This is a genomic window from Streptomyces sp. NPDC006450 (assembly GCF_040612195.1).
GTDB lineage: Bacteria > Actinomycetota > Actinomycetes > Streptomycetales > Streptomycetaceae > Streptomyces.
The window spans coordinates 1-16,783 of sequence record NZ_JBEXPT010000079.1 but is presented as its reverse complement, the minus strand read 5'-3'; the positions used below and the strand labels follow the sequence as shown (position 1 = coordinate 16,783).

At 71.2% G+C, this 16,783-nt stretch carries 13 protein-coding genes and 1 pseudogene; 13 read left to right on the top strand and 1 reads right to left on the bottom strand.

What is annotated here, in order from left to right; all coding sequences use genetic code 11:
- Positions 1-1,050: a rod shape-determining protein gene (locus tag ABZY57_RS22130; RefSeq protein ID WP_356514457.1), complete on the bottom strand. Its 1,050-nt coding sequence runs from the start codon at positions 1,048-1,050 to the stop codon at positions 1-3.
- Positions 1,051-1,167: 117 nt separating this feature from the next.
- On the opposite strand from ABZY57_RS22130, the gene ABZY57_RS22125 reads away from it, so the two are divergent.
- From ABZY57_RS22125 to ABZY57_RS22065, 13 genes and pseudogenes are all read left to right on the top strand, one after another.
- A complete protein-coding gene (locus ABZY57_RS22125) occupies positions 1,168-2,682 on the top strand; it encodes a folylpolyglutamate synthase/dihydrofolate synthase family protein (RefSeq protein WP_356514455.1) in 1,515 nt (504 codons plus the stop codon).
- 4 nt (positions 2,683-2,686) lie between these two features.
- Positions 2,687-3,046 carry a DUF4233 domain-containing protein gene (locus tag ABZY57_RS22120; RefSeq protein WP_356514453.1) on the top strand — a complete coding sequence of 120 codons (360 nt, stop codon included), beginning with the start codon at positions 2,687-2,689 and terminating at the stop codon, positions 3,044-3,046.
- Positions 3,047-3,149: 103 nt separating this feature from the next.
- Positions 3,150-3,560, top strand: a complete 411-nt coding sequence (ndk, locus tag ABZY57_RS22115; protein ID WP_356514451.1) for a nucleoside-diphosphate kinase — start codon at positions 3,150-3,152, stop codon at positions 3,558-3,560.
- A gap of 296 nt (positions 3,561-3,856) precedes the next feature.
- The gene (locus ABZY57_RS22110) at positions 3,857-4,876 is read left to right on the top strand and encodes a rod shape-determining protein (RefSeq protein WP_069923827.1); all 1,020 of its coding nucleotides are present in this window, start codon (positions 3,857-3,859) and stop codon (positions 4,874-4,876) included.
- A 208-nt stretch (positions 4,877-5,084) separates the two neighbouring features.
- Positions 5,085-6,032 (top strand): rod shape-determining protein MreC, encoded by a 948-nt coding sequence (gene mreC / locus ABZY57_RS22105; RefSeq protein ID WP_356514449.1) that lies wholly within the window; start codon positions 5,085-5,087, stop codon positions 6,030-6,032.
- 12 nt (positions 6,033-6,044) lie between these two features.
- Positions 6,045-6,749, top strand: a complete 705-nt coding sequence (gene mreD, locus ABZY57_RS22100) for a rod shape-determining protein MreD (RefSeq protein WP_356514447.1) — start codon at positions 6,045-6,047, stop codon at positions 6,747-6,749.
- 13 nt (positions 6,750-6,762) lie between these two features.
- Complete coding sequence (gene mrdA / locus ABZY57_RS22095; RefSeq protein ID WP_356514445.1) at positions 6,763-8,943, top strand: penicillin-binding protein 2; 2,181 nt, start codon at positions 6,763-6,765, stop codon at positions 8,941-8,943.
- 15 nt (positions 8,944-8,958) lie between these two features.
- On the top strand, positions 8,959-10,161 hold the full coding sequence (gene rodA / locus ABZY57_RS22090; RefSeq protein WP_356514443.1) for a rod shape-determining protein RodA: 1,203 nt from the start codon (positions 8,959-8,961) through the stop codon (positions 10,159-10,161).
- Between the two features lie 190 nt (positions 10,162-10,351).
- The gene (locus ABZY57_RS22085; protein ID WP_356514441.1) at positions 10,352-11,878 is read left to right on the top strand and encodes a CYTH and CHAD domain-containing protein; all 1,527 of its coding nucleotides are present in this window, start codon (positions 10,352-10,354) and stop codon (positions 11,876-11,878) included.
- 73 nt (positions 11,879-11,951) lie between these two features.
- Complete coding sequence (locus ABZY57_RS22080; protein ID WP_356514439.1) at positions 11,952-13,877, top strand: TIGR03960 family B12-binding radical SAM protein; 1,926 nt, start codon at positions 11,952-11,954, stop codon at positions 13,875-13,877.
- Between the two features lie 162 nt (positions 13,878-14,039).
- Complete coding sequence (locus ABZY57_RS22075; protein WP_356514437.1) at positions 14,040-15,128, top strand: hypothetical protein; 1,089 nt, start codon at positions 14,040-14,042, stop codon at positions 15,126-15,128.
- A 125-nt stretch (positions 15,129-15,253) separates the two neighbouring features.
- Positions 15,254-16,045: a TIGR03936 family radical SAM-associated protein gene (locus tag ABZY57_RS22070; protein WP_356514435.1), complete on the top strand. Its 792-nt coding sequence runs from the start codon at positions 15,254-15,256 to the stop codon at positions 16,043-16,045.
- 233 nt (positions 16,046-16,278) lie between these two features.
- A pseudogene (locus ABZY57_RS22065) lies at positions 16,279-16,783 on the top strand (ribonuclease E/G); the annotation flags it as partial.

Sequence of the window (16,783 nt, the reverse complement as noted above, 5' to 3'; positions counted from 1 at the left end):
CTACCCCCTGGCCGGTGCCAGCAGGCTGCTGAGCGCGTCCATGTCCTCCACGCAGCGGCCCGAGCCCAGGGCCACGCAGTCCAGCGGGTCGTCCGCGACGAAGACCGGGATCCCCGTCGAGGAGGCCATCCGCAGGTCCAGGCCCGGCAGCAGCGCGCCGCCTCCGGTCAGGACGATTCCGTGCTCCATGACGTCGCCGGACAGTTCGGGCGGGCATTCCTCCAGGGTGGTGCGGACCGCCGCGATGATCGCCTCCACCGGCTCGTCGAGGGCGGCCCGTACGTCGCGTGCGTCGAGCCGGAGCGTCTGGGGCATGCCGCCGACCTTCTCGCGGCCCCGCACCGTGAAGGTGGCGCTCTCCAGCTCCGGCCGGTCCGGCACCGGCCACGCCGAGCCGATGGCGATCTTGAGATCCTCGGCGGTGCGGTCGCCGATGAGCAGGGAGTGCTCCTTGCGGACCCAGTCGGTGATCGCGGCGTCCATCCGGTCGCCGGCGACCCGCAGCGACCGGGAGGTGACGATGCCGCCCAGCGAGATGACCGCGACCTCGCAGGTGCCGCCGCCGATGTCGACGACCATCGAGCCGCGCGGTTCGGAGACCGGAAGCCCGGCGCCGATCGCCGCGGCCATCGGTTCCTCGATCAGGTGCACGGTCCGGGCGCCGGCCCGGGTGGAGGCGTGGATGATGGCCCGCCGCTCCACCTGGGTGACCCCGGACGGTACGCAGATCACCATGCGGGTGCGGACCCGGCGGCCGGGCACGGCCTTGCGGACGAAGTGGCGGATCATCTCCTCGGCGGCCTCGTAGTCGCAGATCACGCCGTCCTTGAGGGGGCGGATCGCGGTGATGGAGCCGGGGGTGCGGCCGATGGTCTCCTTGGCCTCGGTCCCCACGGCCAGAGCGGTGGTGGTGCCCGCCTTGACGGCCACCACGGACGGCTCATTGAGGACGATGCCGTGCCCCCGTGCGTAGACGAGGGTGTTGGCGGTTCCCAGGTCTATCCCTATGTCGCGGCTGGAAGCTGTCTTGTTGGTGCTGGCCTGCGGCATTTGTTCCCCAATCTCCTGCCCGCAAGGCTTGCATAACGATCAGGTCGCGCCCCTCGCCGAAGGTCCCGAAAGGACCGGGCCGAAAGTCCTCCCGGCCCTCGTCCGTAGACTGGTCCCGTGAGTGAGCAGCAGCCCGAGAGCCACGATGACAACTTCGACGCCTTCGACCAGATCGTGGCGGAAGAGTCCGACCGCGACCCCGACCTGGCGGTGATCGAGGCGGGCAGCCGCACCCTGCGCACGCAGGCCGGTCCGCCCCAGGGCGACCCGGTACCCGAGGAGCCCGCCGACCCCGAGGTGGCCAAGGCGCTGCGGGAGGTGGAGCAGGAACTGGCCGGCCGCTGGGGCGAGACCAAGCTGGAGCCGTCCGTCACCCGAATCGCCGCGCTCATGGACGTCCTGGGCGAGCCGCAGCGCGCGTACCCCTCCATCCACGTCACCGGCACCAACGGCAAGACGAGCACCTCCCGCATGATCGAGGCGCTGCTGAACGCCTTCGAGCTGCGCACCGGGCGCTACACCAGCCCGCACGTGCAGTCGGTCACCGAGCGGATCAGCCTGGACGGGGCGCCGATCACCGCCGAGCGGTTCATCGAGACCTACGAGGACATCAAGCCGTACGTGGACATGGTGGACGCGGCCGAGGAGATCCGGCTCTCGTTCTTCGAGGTCCTCACCGGCATGGCCTACGCGGCCTTCGCGGACGCGCCCGTCGACGCGGCCGTGGTCGAGGTGGGCATGGGCGGCACCTGGGACGCCACCAACGTCATCGACGGCGCGGTCGCCGTGGTCACCCCCATCAGCCTGGACCACACGGACCGGCTCGGCTCCACCACCGGCGAGATCGCGCAGGAGAAGGGCGGCATCATCAAGCAGGGCGCCACCGTGATCCTGGCGCAGCAGCCGGTGGACGCGGCGCAGGTGCTGCTGAAGAAGGCCGTGGAGGTCGACGCGACCGTGGCTCGCGCGGGCATGGAGTTCGGCGTCGTCACCCGCGAGGTCGCGGTGGGCGGGCAGCAGCTGACGCTGCGCGGGCTGGGCGGCGAGTATGACGGCATCTTCCTGCCGCTGCACGGCGCCCACATGGCGCACAACGCGGCGGTGGCGCTGGCCGCGGTCGAGGCCTTCTTCGGGATCGGCGCCGACCACGCGCGTGCCCTGGACGTGGAGACCGTACGGAAGGCCTTCGCCTCGGTGACCTCGCCCGGCCGGATGGAGGTCGTGCGGCGCAGCCCGACGGTGGTCCTGGACGCGGCGCACAACCCGGCCGGGGCGCAGGTCACCGCGGAGGCGGTGACCGAGGCCTTCGGCTTCAGCCGGCTGGTCGGGGTCGTGGCCGCGAGCGAGGGCAAGGACGCGCGCGGGGTCTTCGAGGCCTTCGAGCCGATCTTCGCGGAGGTCGTGGTCACGGAGAACACCAGCCACCGGGCGATGTCGGCCGATGACCTGGCGGCCATCGCGGTCGAGGTCTTCGGCGCCGACCGGGTGCAGGTGGAGCCGCGGCTGGACGACGCCATCGAGGCGGCGATCACGCTGGCGGAGGAAGAAGCGGAGTACGGAGGGGCCGGGGTCCTGGTGACCGGGTCCGTCATCACGGTGGGCGAGGCCCGCATGCTGCTGAAGAGGGGCTGAGGGGATGCGCACGCTGTGTGCTTCGACGCTGATCGGCGAGTTCTTCGTGATCGGCTTCGCCGGACTGGTCGCGATGAAGGGCGATCTGAGCCAGGCCACGGTCTGGACGGTCTGCGGGATCGCGATGCTGGTGTCGGTGCTGCTGTGCGGGATGCTCTCGCGCCCCGGGGCCGTCCAGATCGGCTGGGTCCTGCAGATCGGGCTCGTGCTGAGCGGCTTCGTCGTGCCGATGATGTTCATCCTGGGCGTGGTGTTCGCCGGTCTGTGGTGGTGCTCGGTCCACTACGGCCGCCGCATCGACGAGATCAAGGCCCGCTGGGCCGCCCAGGCGGAGGCTCAGGCCGCCGCCCCCACCGAGGCGTAGCGCGCCGGAGCCGCAGCGCGGCCCGGGAAGGCCCCGTTCGGCGGGGGCCCGGGCCCCTGTAGCCTCGTCGGACCGCACCCGTTTGCCGCAAGGAGTTACCCACATGACCCAGCGCACGCTCGTCCTCCTCAAGCCCGACGCCGTCCGTCGCGGCCTGATCGGCGAGATCGTCGGCCGCATCGAGCGGAAGGCCGGCTGGACCATCCCCGCGCTGGAGCTGCGCACGCTGGACCAGGAGACCCTGGAAGCGCACTACGGCGAGCACAAGGGCAAGGTCTTCTACGAGCCCCTCATGGGCTTCATGGCCGGCGGCCCGGTCGTGGCCCTGGTCGTCGAAGGGGAGCGCGTGATCGAGGGTGTCCGCCAGTTGGCCGGACCCACTGACCCGATTGCCGCCGCGCCCGGCTCCATCCGGGGTGACTTCGGTACCGTCACCCGGGAGAACCTGATCCACGCCTCGGACTCCGAGGAGTCCGCGGAGCGGGAGCTGAAGCTGTTCTTCCCGGCGCTGTGATCACTCTTTTCTGACGCAACATCAGCCGAATAGCGCTCATGACCTGGGGCGACCGAAGTAATTTCGGTCGCCCTCCGGTATTACCGGGCACATCCGGGAACGCATGGACAGGACACGACGTCACCACTAAGGGGGCGGGTATCCGTTCCGGCGGGCTTACCGGAGTCCCGTCGCGCGGTGCCCGTACTTGCGGCACTACGATGGGGCCTCCACCCACACACCCACCTCGCCGACCTGACAGCAGCCGCTATCAACTGGAAGGCCAGACGCTCCTCATGGGGAACAAGGGGAACAACATGTCGTTCATCGGCCGTGACATGGCGATCGACCTCGGGACCGCCAACACGCTGGTGTACGTGAGGGGCCGGGGAATCGTCCTGAACGAGCCGTCCGTGGTCGCCATCAACACGAACACCGGTGGCATCCTGGCGGTCGGCTCCGAAGCCAAGAAGATGATCGGGCGCACGCCCGGCAACATCGTCGCCGTGCGGCCTCTCAAGGACGGCGTCATCGCCGACTTCGAGATCACCGAGCGGATGCTCCGGTACTTCATCCTCAAGATCCACAAGCGCCGTTACCTGGCCCGCCCGCGCGTCGTGGTCTGCGTACCCTCCGGCATCACGGGAGTGGAGCGCCGCGCCGTCATCGAGGCGTCCACGCAGGCCGGCGCCCGCCAGGTGCACATCATCGAAGAGCCGATGGCCGCCGCCATCGGAGCGGGCCTGCCCGTCCACGAAGCCACCGGCAACATGGTCGTGGACATCGGCGGCGGCACCACCGAGGTGGCCGTCATCTCCCTCGGCGGAATCGTCACGGCACAGTCCATCCGGGTGGCCGGCGACGAGCTCGACAACGCGATCATCCAGCACATCAAGAAGGAGTACTCGCTCCTCCTCGGTGAGCGCACCGCCGAGCAGATCAAGATCACCATCGGGTCGGCCTACGACCTCGACAAGGACGAGCACACCGAGATCCGCGGCCGCGACCTGGTCTCGGGCCTGCCCAAGACCGTCGTGATCTCGGCCGCCGAGGTCCGCAAGGCGATCGAGGAGCCGGTCAACGCCATCGTCGACGCCGTCAAGACCACCCTCGACAAGTGCCCGCCGGAGCTCTCCGGCGACATCATGGACCGTGGCATCGTCCTGACCGGAGGCGGCGCCCTGCTCCGCGGCCTCGACGAGCGGCTGCGCCGCGAGACGGGCATGCCGATCCACATCGCCGAGGACCCGCTCGACTCCGTCGCGCTCGGATCCGGCAAGTGCGTAGAGGAGTTCGAGGCGCTCCAGCAGGTCCTGGACGCCCAGCCGCGACGCTGATCCGGCCCGCCGCGCGGCGGTGGAACGCAAATGATCCGCCGTACGGGTGCTACCGGGCCCGTGCGGCGGATCGTTGATATACAGGCAAGGTCCGGTGCGAGCCCCGGCTCCACCGGAGCGGCTTCGCCGCACGGCCCGGTGCGAGCACCGGCTCCACCGGAGCGGCTCCGCCGCACGGGTATCTATGAGGAAGGCACGGCCGCCGCACGTGAGGGACACACGAGAAAGCCGGCTGCTCCTGGTACTTCTGATCGCCATCGCGTTCGCTTTGATCACGGTGGACATCAGGACGGGTGAGGAGTCTCCGGTCGACGGTGCCCGACAGGCCGCCGCAGCGGTCTTCGGGCCGGTCGAGAAGGGCGTGGCGCAAGGGGTCGACCCGGTCGCCAACGCCATAGGGGCGGTACGGGACTCCGGCGAGCGGCACAACCGCATCGCGACGCTGGAGCGCGAGAACGCGGCGCTCAAGGCCAAGCTGGGCAGCGACGACCAGACCCGCAGCCGGATCCGCGAGCTCGACGAGATGCTCAAGCGGGCGGGCGCGGGCCAGTACGCCATCAAGGGCGCCGAGGTCATCGCCATAGGAGCGGCCCAGGGCTTCTCCTGGACCGTCACCATCGACGCGGGCAGCAAGGACGGCATCGAGCGCGACATGACCGTCCTGAACGGGGACGGACTCGTCGGCCGCGTCGCCACCGTCGGCCCCGACACCGCCACCGTGGTCCTCGCCAACGACCCCGACTTCACCGTCGGCACCCGCCTGGAGAAGACCGGCGAACTCGGCTTCGCCACCGGTCAGGGCGACCGGGAGCTCTCCGTGCAGATGCTCAACGGCAAGGCCAAGATCAACACCGGCGACCGGCTCGTCACCTTCGGCTCGCGCGGCAACAAGCCCTTCGTGCCCGGCGTCCCGATCGGCGAGGTGATCAAGGTGGACCCCTCGCGCGGCGACCTGACCCGGACCGTCTGGGTCCGCCCCTTCGTCGGCTTCTCCCGCCTGGACATCGTCGGCGTCGTGGTCATGCCCCCGCGGGAGGACCCGCGCGACGCCGTGCTGCCGCCCAAACCCGAGGCACCCAAGCCCACCCCGACGGTCACCGTCACGGTCACCCCGTCGCCCGGCGCGTCCGCGTCCGGCAAGCCGGCCGAGGACTAGGAGCCGATCATCATGCGTTTCAACCGGATCCTGCTCTCGGGCACGCTCGTCGTGGTCGCCCTGGTCGTCCAGGTCTCCGTCCTGGGCCGCCTCCAACTCCCCGGAGCCGTCCCCGACCTGGTCCTCCTCACCGTCGTCGCCCTCGCACTCGTGTACGGGTGCGTCAGCGGTGCCCTCATCGGCTTCGCCGCCGGCCTCCTCACCGACCTGGCCCCGCCCGCCGACCACGCCGCCGGCCGCTACGCGCTCGTGCTCTGCGTCATCGGCTACGTCGCCGGCCTCGTCCGCCCCGACACCGGACGGTTCCGCTCCGCCTGGGGCCCGATGCTCACGGTCGTCGGCGCCGCCTTCGCCTCCACCCTGCTCTACGCGAGCGTCGGCGCCCTGGTCGGCGACACCGCGGCCCGTCACGTGGGGCTGACCGGACTGCTGTTCACCGCGGTCCTCTACGACCTGCTGCTCGCCCCCTTCACCGTGCCGTTCATCATGGCCCTGGCCCGCCGCGCGGAGAACGACCCGATGGCCGTCGAGGCCAACGGCGGCCCGCCCGTGGGCAAGGACATCGCCTCCGGCTGGCTGGCCGGCGGCACCGGACTGCGGATCGGCAGCCAGCGCGGCGGCCTGCGGATGAAGACGGCCCGCAGCCGGGCCAACCGGGCCGGCCGGATAAAGGGCGTCAAGGGAATCAAGGGTGTGAAGAGCGTCAAGAAACTGTGAGGGAGGAGTCCACGTGACCAACATTCCGGAGACCGGCCGTACCTCCCGGGTGCAGATCCGGCTCGTGATCATCCAGGTTCTCGTCTGCTCGATGTTCCTCACCCTCGGCGGGCGGCTCTGGTACCTCCAGATCCGCAACGGCGCCGAGTACTACCACGAGGCGAAGAGCAACCACGTCCAGCGGGTCGTCCAGCCCGCCGTGCGCGGGACGATCCTCGACGCCCGGGGCGTCGCCCTCGCCGACAACGAGACCCGCCTGGTCGTCTCCACCAGCCGCACGGCGCTGATGAAGATGAAGGACCGGGGCCGGGGCGTCATGACCCGCCTCGCCGGCGTCCTGGACATGACCCCCAAGGAGGTCATGGAGAAGGTCCGCCTCTGCGACTCCCAGACCCCCGCGCCCTGCTGGAACGGCTCCCCGTACCAGCCGATTCCCATCACCCTCGACGCCACCACGCAGCAGGCCCTGCAACTGCGCGAACGCCCCGAGGAGTTCCCCGGCATCACCGCCGAACCCGTCGCCATCCGCCGGTACCCCGCCCCCGGCGGGGCCCGTACCTCCCAGGTGCTCGGCTACCTCTCGCCGGTCACCGACGAGGAGATCCAGAAGGCCAAGGACACCGACTCCCCGCACCTGCGCTCCGACCAGATCGGCCGCTCCGGGATCGAGCGCACCTACGACAAGTACCTGCGCGGCAAGGCGATGGTCACCTCCTACGAGGTGGACAACCTCGGCCGGGTCATGCACCAGACCGAGTCCGACCCGGGTGTGCCCGGATCCACCCTCATCACCAGCATCGACGCCCGGGTCCAGTCCGTCGCCGAGTACGAGCTCCAGCTGGCGATGAAGACGGTCCGCCAGGAGACCGACAAGATCACCGGCCGCAAGTACGAGGGCGACTCGGGCGCCGTCGTCGTCATGGAGGCCAAGACCGGCCGGGTCGTCGCGATGGCTTCCCAGCCCGACTACGACCCCAACGCCTGGGTCGGCGGCATCGCCGCCAAGGACTACGCCCGACTCACCAGCGAGAACTCCAACTACCCGCTGCTCAACCGGGCCATCCAGGGCCAGGCCCCCGCGGGCTCCATCTTCAAGGTGGTGTCGGCGAGCGCGGCCGTCCGGGCCGGATACGCCTTCGACGACAAGTACAACTGCAGCGCCTCCTACAGCATGGGCAACCGGAGCTTCGCGAACTTCGAGTCCAAGGGGCACGGCCCCATCACGCTCGGCGAGGCCCTCAAGTTCTCCTGCAACACCGTCTTCTACGCCCTCGGACACAAGGAGTGGCAGCGGGACGGCGGCCTCAAGCCCAAGAAGGACGCCCACGACTGGTTCTACCGGACCGCCCGCGAGTTCGGCCTCGGCTCCGAGACCGGGATCGACCTGCCCAACGAGGTCTCCGGCCGCATCCCCGACCGGGGGTGGAAGAAGAGCTTCTGGACGGCCAACAAGGACTCCTGGTGCAAGCAGGGCAAGAAGGGCGGCACCTACGTCGAGCAGATCGCCTACGAGAGCTGCCTCGAAGGCAACCAGCTCAAGGCGTTCGACAGCATCAACTTCGCCATCGGCCAGGGCGACGTCCTTGTCACCCCCATCCAGATGGCCACCGCCTACTCCGCCATCAGCAACGGGGGCACCCTCTTCGACCCCACGGTCGGCAAGGCGGTGATCAGCCCCGACGGCAAGCACGTCCACATGATCAAGCCCAGGTCGCACGGCAGGCTGCCCATCGACGCCAAGACCGTCAAGGACCTCGACAAGGGCCTGCGCATGGTCGTCGAGCCCGGCGGCACCGCGGCCTGGCGCTTCGGCGGCTGGCCGCTGGACAAGATCCCGATGCGGGCCAAGACCGGCACCGCCCAGGTCTACGGCAAGCAGACCACCTCGTGGCTGGCGACCTATACCGACGACTTCACCATCGTCATGACCATCTCCCAGGGCGGCACCGGCTCCGGAGCCTCCGGCCCCGCCGTCCGCAACATCTACAACGCCATCTACGGCCTGGACATGGCGGGCAACCAGGACCCGAAGAAGGCACTCCTGCTGGGACCGGAGAAGAGCCTGCCCAAGATCCGCCCCGACGGCGGCATCGATTCCCCCGAGATCCGGCCGTACGTACCGCCGTCCCCGGAAGAACTGGCGCCGCCCGCGCTTGCCGGCCCGCCCGCCCAGCGCCCCGCGCAGCACGACTGAGTACCGAGGACCGACATGCAGACCGCCAACAAATTCTCCGTAGCCCGGTACGCGCCGGAGCAGCGGGGAGCGATGGCCAAACTCACCGCCCGCGACTCCGTGGTGCGCCGGCTCGACTGGCCGATACTCCTCTCGGCGCTCGCCCTCTCCCTCATCGGCGCCCTGCTGGTGTGGTCGGCGACCCGCAACCGGACCTCGCTGAACAACGGGGACCCGTACTACTTCCTCTTCCGGCACGCCATGAACACCGGCATCGGCCTCGTGCTGATGATCGGCACCATCTGGCTCGGCCACCGCACCCTGCGCGGCGCCGTACCGGTCCTCTACGGGCTCTCCGTCGTCCTGATCCTCGCCGTGCTCACCCCGCTCGGCGCCACCATCAACGGCGCCCACGCCTGGATCGTGATCGGCGGCGGCTTCTCGCTCCAGCCCTCCGAGTTCGTCAAGATCACGATCATTCTGGGCATGGCGATGCTGCTCGCCACCCGCGTCGACGCGGGCGACCTGGCCCACCCCGACCACCGCACGGTCGTCAAGGCGCTCTGCCTCGCCGCCGCCCCGATGGGCATCGTCATGCTGATGCCCGACCTCGGCTCCGTCATGGTCATGGTCGTCATCGTGCTCGGCGTGCTGCTCGCCTCCGGCGCCTCAAACCGCTGGGTGCTGGGCCTGCTCGGCTCGGGCGCGGGCGGGGCCATCCTGATCTGGCAGCTCGGCATCCTCGACGAGTACCAGATCAACCGCTTCGCGGCCTTCGCCAACCCCGAGCTCGACCCGGCCGGCGTCGGCTACAACACCAACCAGGCGCGCATCGCCATCGGCTCCGGCGGCCTGACCGGCTCCGGGCTCTTCAAGGGCTCGCAGACCACCGGCCAGTTCGTGCCGGAGCAGCAGACCGACTTCGTCTTCACGGTGGCGGGGGAGGAACTGGGCTTCGTCGGAGCCGGGCTGATCCTGGTGCTGCTCGGGGTCATCCTGTGGCGCTCCTGCGTGATCGCCCGCGAGACGACCGAGCTCTACGGAACGATCGTGTGCGCCGGGATCATCGCCTGGTTCGCCTTCCAGTCCTTCGAGAACATCGGCATGACCCTCGGAATCATGCCCGTGGCCGGACTCCCGCTGCCGTTCGTGTCCTACGGAGGATCCTCGATGTTCGCCGTGTGGGTGGCCATCGGGCTGCTCCAGTCGATCAGGGTGCAGAGGCCGATGTCGGCTTGACGGGAGGCCGGGGACCCGAGTCCGGGTCGACCCGAGGACGCCTCGATCCGAGACCGGCTCGATCCCAGGCCGGCCCGATCGAGACCGGCTCGATCCCAGGTCGGCTCGATCCGTCGGTTCCCGGCCCGGTTTTCCGCCGCGCCCGCCGTTTCCCCTCCCGCCACATTCCGTACAGGGCTACGTTCGAGGCATGGCGGACACGAAACGCGAGATCGAGCGCAAATTCGAGTTCAGTACCACCAAGGCCGGACGACGCGGGGTACCTGACCTGACGGGCACGGCCGCCATCGCGGCCGTGACCGATCAGGGCACGGCCGAGCTCGACGCCGTCTACTACGACACCCCCGACCAGCGGCTCGCCGCCGACGGGCTCACCCTGCGGCGCCGCACCGGCGGCAAGGACGCCGGCTGGCACCTCAAACTGCCCGTCGCCCCCGGCGTGCGCGACGAGATCACCGCCCCCCTCGGCGACACCGTCCCGGACGCACTGACCGCACTCCTGCGCTCCCGCGTACGCGACACCCCGCTGGAACCCCAGGTCAGGCTCCTGTCCTCGCGCAAGGTCAGCCACCTCCTCGACGCCGACGGGACCCTCCTCGCGGAGCTGGCCACGGACGCGGTACGGGCCGAGCGCGCCGACGCCACGGCCGCCTGGACCGAGGTGGAGGTCGAGCTCGCCGACGGCGCCGACCCGGCGCTGCTCGACGCTGTGGAGAAGACCTTCCGCAAGGCCGGACTCCGGGTCAGCGACGCCCCCTCCAAGCTCGCCAGGGCACTGACCGAGACCGGGGCGGAACCCCCGGCCCGGACGGCAGGTACCGGCCCGGGCCGGGCCGGGGACACGGTGGGCGCGCACGTGCTCGCGTACCTGCGCGAACAGCGCGACACCCTCATCGCCCAGGACCCCGCCGTACGCCGGGGCCTGCCCGATTCCGTCCACCAGATGCGCGTCGCCACCCGGCGCCTGCGCAGTGCCTTCAAGACCTACCGCCGGGTCCTGGACCCCGCCGAGACCGCCCCGATCGGCGAGGAGCTGCGCTGGCTCGCCGCCGAGCTCGGCGTCGACCGCGACCAGGAAGTACTGCTGGAGCGGATCCAGACCCGGCTCGACGAACTCCCGCGCACCCTGGTGCTGGGCCCCGTCCGCGGCCGCCTCAAGATCTGGAACGTCGCCCGCCGCACCGGGTCGCGCCGCGGGGCGCTGGCGGCCCTCGACAGCCGGCGCCACCTCGCCCTGCTGGGCGCCCTCGACGCCCTGCTGGCCGACCCGCCGCTGCTGAAGGCCGCCGCCCGGCCCGCCGCGTCCGCGCTGCCCGCGACGGTCCTCGCAGACTACGAACGCCTCACCGGCCGGATCGAGGGCGCCCTGTCCATGGACCCGGGAGAAGGCCGGGACGTGGCCCTGCACGAGGCCCGCAAGGCCGCCAAGCGCGCCCGGTACGCGGCCGAGGCGGCGGTCCCGGCCCTCGGCAAACCCGCGCGCCGGCTGGCCAAGGAGGTCAAGGCGGTCCAGACCCTGCTCGGCGACCACCAGGACGGGTTCGTCGCCCGGGAAGCCCTGCGCGGACTCGCGGTCCAGGCGGCGGGCGCGGGGGAGTCGGCCTTCACCTGGGGCCTGCTCTACGGCCGCGAGGAGGCGCTGGCCGAGCGCCGCGAGCGGGAGCTGCCGCAGGTGTGGGCGGCCACCGCGCGCCCGGCGGCGGCGGTGCGCGGCTGAACGTGCGGGCGGGGGTGCTCCGGGCCCCGGGGTACGCTTGAGAGTCGCCCCCTGCCCGCTTCACGAAAGTCGCGTGATGACCGAATCGGTCTTCCCTCAGCTTGAGGCCCTGCTTCCGCACGTCCAGAAGCCGATCCAGTACGTCGGCGGTGAGCTCAACTCCACGGTCAAGCCGTGGGAGAGCGCCGACGTCCGCTGGGCGCTCATGTACCCGGACGCGTACGAGGTCGGGCTCCCCAACCAGGGCGTCATGATCCTGTACGAAGTGCTGAACGAGCGCGAGGGAGTCCTCGCGGAGCGCACGTACAGCGTGTGGCCGGACCTCGAAGAGCTGATGCGCGAGCACAAGGTGCCGCAGTTCACCGTCGACTCCCACCGCCCGGTCGGGGCCTTCGACGTCTTCGGGCTCTCCTTCTCCACCGAGCTCGGCTACACCAACATGCTGACGGCGCTGGACCTCGCGGGCATCCCGCTGGAGGCGAAGAACCGTACGGTCGACCACCCCATCGTGCTCGCGGGCGGCCACGCGGCCTTCAACCCCGAGCCGATCGCGGAGTTCATCGACTGCGCGATCATCGGCGACGGCGAGCAGGCCGTCCTCGACATGACCGAGATCATCCGCGCGTGGAAGGCCGAGGGCCGCCCGGGCGGGCGCGAGGAGGTCCTCCTGCGCCTCGCGAAGACCGGCGGCGTGTACGTGCCGGGCTTCTACGACGTGGAGTACCTGCCGGACGGCCGCATCGGCCGCGTCGTCCCCAACCGCTCCGGCGTGCCGTGGCGCGTGTCCAAGCACACCGTCATGGACCTCGACGAGTGGCCCTACCCCAAGCAGCCCCTGGTCCCGCTCGCCGAGACCGTCCACGAGCGGATGTCCGTGGAGATCTTCCGCGGCTGCACCCGCGGCTGCCGTTTCTGCCAGGCCGGCATGATCACGCGCCCCGTGCGGGAGCGAAGCATCACCGGCATCGGCGAGATGGTGGAGCGCGGCCTCAAGGCGACGGGCTTCGAAGAGGTCGGCCTCCTCTCCCTCTCCTCGGCGGACCACACCGAGATCGCGGACATCGCCAAGGGCCTGGCCGACCGCTACGCGGACGAGAAGGTGGGCCTGTCCCTCCCGTCGACCCGCGTGGACGCCTTCAACGTGGACCTGGCCAACGAGCTGACCCGCAACGGCCGCCGCTCCGGACTGACCTTCGCCCCCGAGGGCGGCTCCGAGCGCATGCGCAAGGTCATCAACAAGATGGTCTCGGAAGAGGACCTGATCCGTACGGTCGCCACGGCCTACGGCAACGGCTGGCGCCAGGTGAAGCTGTACTTCATGGTCGGCCTGCCGACCGAGACCGACGAGGACGTCCTGCAGATCGGCGACATGGCGGTCAACGTCATCGCCAAGGGCCGCGAGGTCTCCGGCCAGAACGACATCCGCTGCACCGTCTCGATCGGCGGCTTCGTCCCCAAGCCGCACACCCCCTTCCAGTGGGCCCCGCAGCTGTCGGCCGAGGAGACGGACGCCCGCCTGGGCAAGCTCCGCGACAAGCTCCGCGGCGACAAGAAGTACGGCCGCTCCATCGGCTTCCGCTACCACGACGGCAAGCCCGGCATCGTCGAGGGCCTCCTGTCCCGCGGCGACCGCCGCATCGGCGACGTCATCCGCGCCGTGTACGAGTCCGGCGGCCGCTTCGACGGCTGGCGCGAGCACTTCTCGTACGACCGCTGGATGCAGGCGGCGGAGAAGACCCTCCCCGCCTACGGCGTCGACGTGGCCTGGTACACGACCCGCGAGCGCACCTACGAGGAGGTCCTTCCCTGGGACCACCTCGACTCCGGCCTGGACAAGGACTGGCTCTGGGAGGACTGGCAGGACGCCCTGGACGAGACCGAGGTCGAGGACTGCCGCTGGACCCCGTGCTTCGACTGCGGCGTCTGCCCTCAGCTCGACACGAGCATCCAGATCGGCCCGACGGGCAAGAAGCTGCTGCCGCTGTCGGTCGTGAAGTGACCTGAGCCCTGGCGGTTCGTACATGCCCCTCACCGGGAACGGTGGGGGGCATGTTCATTCGCACCGCGGTTCAGCGCGCGACGGCCCGCCGAACGCGGCTCCACCGACTGACGGCGGCCCCTCCGGTGCAACGGTCGCGGACCGTGGTGTGTCCTTAGCGGTATGGACATGGAGAAGGCGCTGCCCGCGCCGCAGGGGGACGGCTGCCTGGTGGCGGTCGTGCGGATTCCCGTGAAGATCGTGGCGGTGCTGATCGTGCTGCCCCTGCGGGTGGCCTGGGACCTGCTCGTCGCCTTCGCGCGGATGCTGAACCGGAGCGTCCTCGGACCGCTCGGGCAGGGGTTGCGCTGGTTCCACGAGCGGGCCGTGCTGCCGGTGCTGCGGGGGACCGGGTGGCTGATCGCGGCCCTGCTCAAGGTGGTCTTCTACTGGCCCTGGGTGGGTCTTTGGCGGTACGTCGCCTTCCCGGTGGGGCAGGCCGCGTACGCGTATCTGCTGCGGCCGGCGGGCGTGGGGCTCTGGCGGTACCTGCTGGTCCCGGTCTGGGAGTACGGGCTGCTGCCCGCCGGCCGGGGCATCGCCCGGCTGCTCGTGGGCGCGGTCCGCTACCTGCTCGTGCTGCCCGTCGGCGCGCTGTACCGGTACGTCCTCACCCCGGTCGGGCACGGACTGCGCTGGCTGGCCCGGGGGCTCGCGGCCGGCGTGGCCTGGCTGGCGAAGGCCCTGTTCGTCTGGCCGTGGGTCGCGCTGTGGCGGTATCTCGTGCGGCCCGCGGTGACCGGAGTGTGGCGGTACCTGCTCGCGCCGGTCGGGCGGGGTGTGTGGGCGTACCTGCTCGTGCCGCTCTGGGGGCTGCTCGTCGGGGCCTGGCACCTCGCCGGGCGGGTGAGCCGGGCGCTGGGGCGCGGGCTGGTGTGGCTGTGGCGGTGGGCCGTCGTACGGCCCGCCGGATGGCTGCGCCGACGCGTGCTCACCCCCGTCGGGAACGTGCTGCGCGCCGGTTGGGCCGCAGGCCGACGCGCGGTCCGGTCGGTGCACCGGCAGGCGGTCGCTCCCGTGGGCCGAGCGGTCGCGGAGGTGTGGCGGACGACGCGCCTCGCGGTGCGCGAGGCGCGGGCCGATGTACGGCGGGCGCTGTTCGGGGGGCCGTCCCGGGAACCGGCGAGGTCACAGGCGCGTACTCTGGGTAGTAACAGAGCCGCAGGCGACACGCCCGCCCCCGAGATCTCCCTCCAGAAACAGCAGGGGTGAGCCGGAGGGCAGGCGAGGCCGGCAGGCCCCCAGACCTCAGGGCGACGCGCGAGCCGCGGAGCCCCGCACAAGGAGATGAACCACTGGGCAAGCGACAGCCCGAAGGCCCGCCTCCCGCACCGGTGGTGCAGCGCATCCGTCTGCGCTACACCAAGCGCGGCCGCCTCCGGTTCACCAGCCACCGGGACTTCCAGCGCGCCTTCGAGCGGGCCCTGCGCCGCTCCGAGGTGCCCATGGCGTACTCGGCGGGCTTCACCCCGCACCCGCGCGTCTCGTACGCGAACGCCGCCCCGACCGGGACCGGCAGCGAGGCCGAGTACCTGGAGATCGCCCTCGCCGAGCCCCGCGACCCCGCGGTCCTGCGCGAGCTGCTCGACGAGTCGATGCCCGTCGGCCTCGACATCATCGACGCGGTGGAAGCGCACACCTCCGGTCTCGCCGACCGGCTGACGGCCTCCGTGTGGGAGCTGCGCCTGGACGGCGTGGAGCCCGCGGCCGTCGAGCGGGCCGTCGAGGCCTTCCTCGCGGCCGAGGCCGTGGAGGTCCAGCGCCGCACCAAGAACGGCATGCGCACCTTCGACACGCGCGGCGCCGTGGTCAGCCTGGAAGTGGTTCCCGTTACGGCCACCGCAGAGGCTGATAGGCCCCTGGACAATGCTTGTGCGATACTGCGCCTGGTTGTTCGGCATCTGACACCTGCCGTGCGACCCGACGACGTCCTGTCCGGTCTCCGAGCTGTGGCCGACCTAACGCCGCCGGTCCCCGCTGCGGTGACCAGGCTGGCGCAGGGGCTCTTCGACGAGGAGTCCGGCACGGTGACCGACCCGCTCGCGCCCGACCGCGAGGCTGTCACGACCGCCCCACCCACGGCGGCCGTTTCCGCCGACGCGAAGGCGCCGGAAGGTCCCGCCGCGTAGGGATCGTCGTCGTCGCGCAGCCCTGGGACTCGGGAGCCACCTGGGTCGGGCCGCGCACAGACCTGAAGACTTCCGCCAGGCCGTACGGACTACACGTACGGAACCGGCGGCCATTGAACTGAGCTCCCGTGTGGCGAACGCGCCCCGGAGGCCGGTTCCGCGCTCATTACGCGGAGCCGTGCCGGACCGGAAGTCAGCCGCGGCGCCCGGGAGCGTGACGGGAGAAACCCCGCATGCTCAACAACGAAAATGACACCAGCAACAACGCCGCCGCCGACCATGGCAGCCCGAGCGACAACCTGCCGCCACGCCGGCGCCGACGCGCCGCGTCCCGGCCGGCCGGCCCGCCCGGTGGCGCCGTAGCCGCCGCCGAGACCGCTCCCGCGCCCGTGGTGGCCGCAGCTCCCGCCGAGGAAGCCGCTCCCGCCGCCGCCCCGGCCCGTACCCGCCGCCGTGCGACCCGCGCCGTGGCCGCCCCCGAGGCGTCCGCCGCCGAGGTCGTGGTCGAGGCTCCCGTGGCCGCTCCGGCCGCAGAGGAGCCGGCTGCTCCCGCGCCGCGTGCCCGTCGTCGTGCGACCCGCGCCGTCACCGCTCCTGAGGCCCCGGTCGCCGAGGCTCCCGTGGCCGCGCCGGCCGCCGAGGTCGTCGAGGAGTCCGCTGCTCCCGCGCCGCGTGCCCGTCGCCGTGCCACCCGCGCCGTCACCGCGCCTGAGGCGCCCGCCGCCGAGGCTCCCGTGG

Bases quoted from the DNA above. Each gene is read 5' to 3' on its own strand.
- rodA (WP_356514443.1), top strand. From the start codon at position 8,959: ATGCAGACCGCCAACAAATTCTCCGTAGCCCGGTACGCGCCGGAGCAG.
- ABZY57_RS22130 (WP_356514457.1), bottom strand. From the start codon at position 1,050: ATGCCGCAGGCCAGCACCAACAAGACAGCTTCCAGCCGCGACATAGGG.
- ABZY57_RS22075 (WP_356514437.1), top strand. From the start codon at position 14,040: ATGGACATGGAGAAGGCGCTGCCCGCGCCGCAGGGGGACGGCTGCCTG.
- ABZY57_RS22110 (WP_069923827.1), top strand. From the start codon at position 3,857: ATGTCGTTCATCGGCCGTGACATGGCGATCGACCTCGGGACCGCCAAC.
- mreD (WP_356514447.1), top strand. From the start codon at position 6,045: ATGCGTTTCAACCGGATCCTGCTCTCGGGCACGCTCGTCGTGGTCGCC.
- ndk (WP_356514451.1), top strand. From the start codon at position 3,150: ATGACCCAGCGCACGCTCGTCCTCCTCAAGCCCGACGCCGTCCGTCGC.
- ABZY57_RS22085 (WP_356514441.1), top strand. From the start codon at position 10,352: ATGGCGGACACGAAACGCGAGATCGAGCGCAAATTCGAGTTCAGTACC.
- ABZY57_RS22120 (WP_356514453.1), top strand. From the start codon at position 2,687: ATGCGCACGCTGTGTGCTTCGACGCTGATCGGCGAGTTCTTCGTGATC.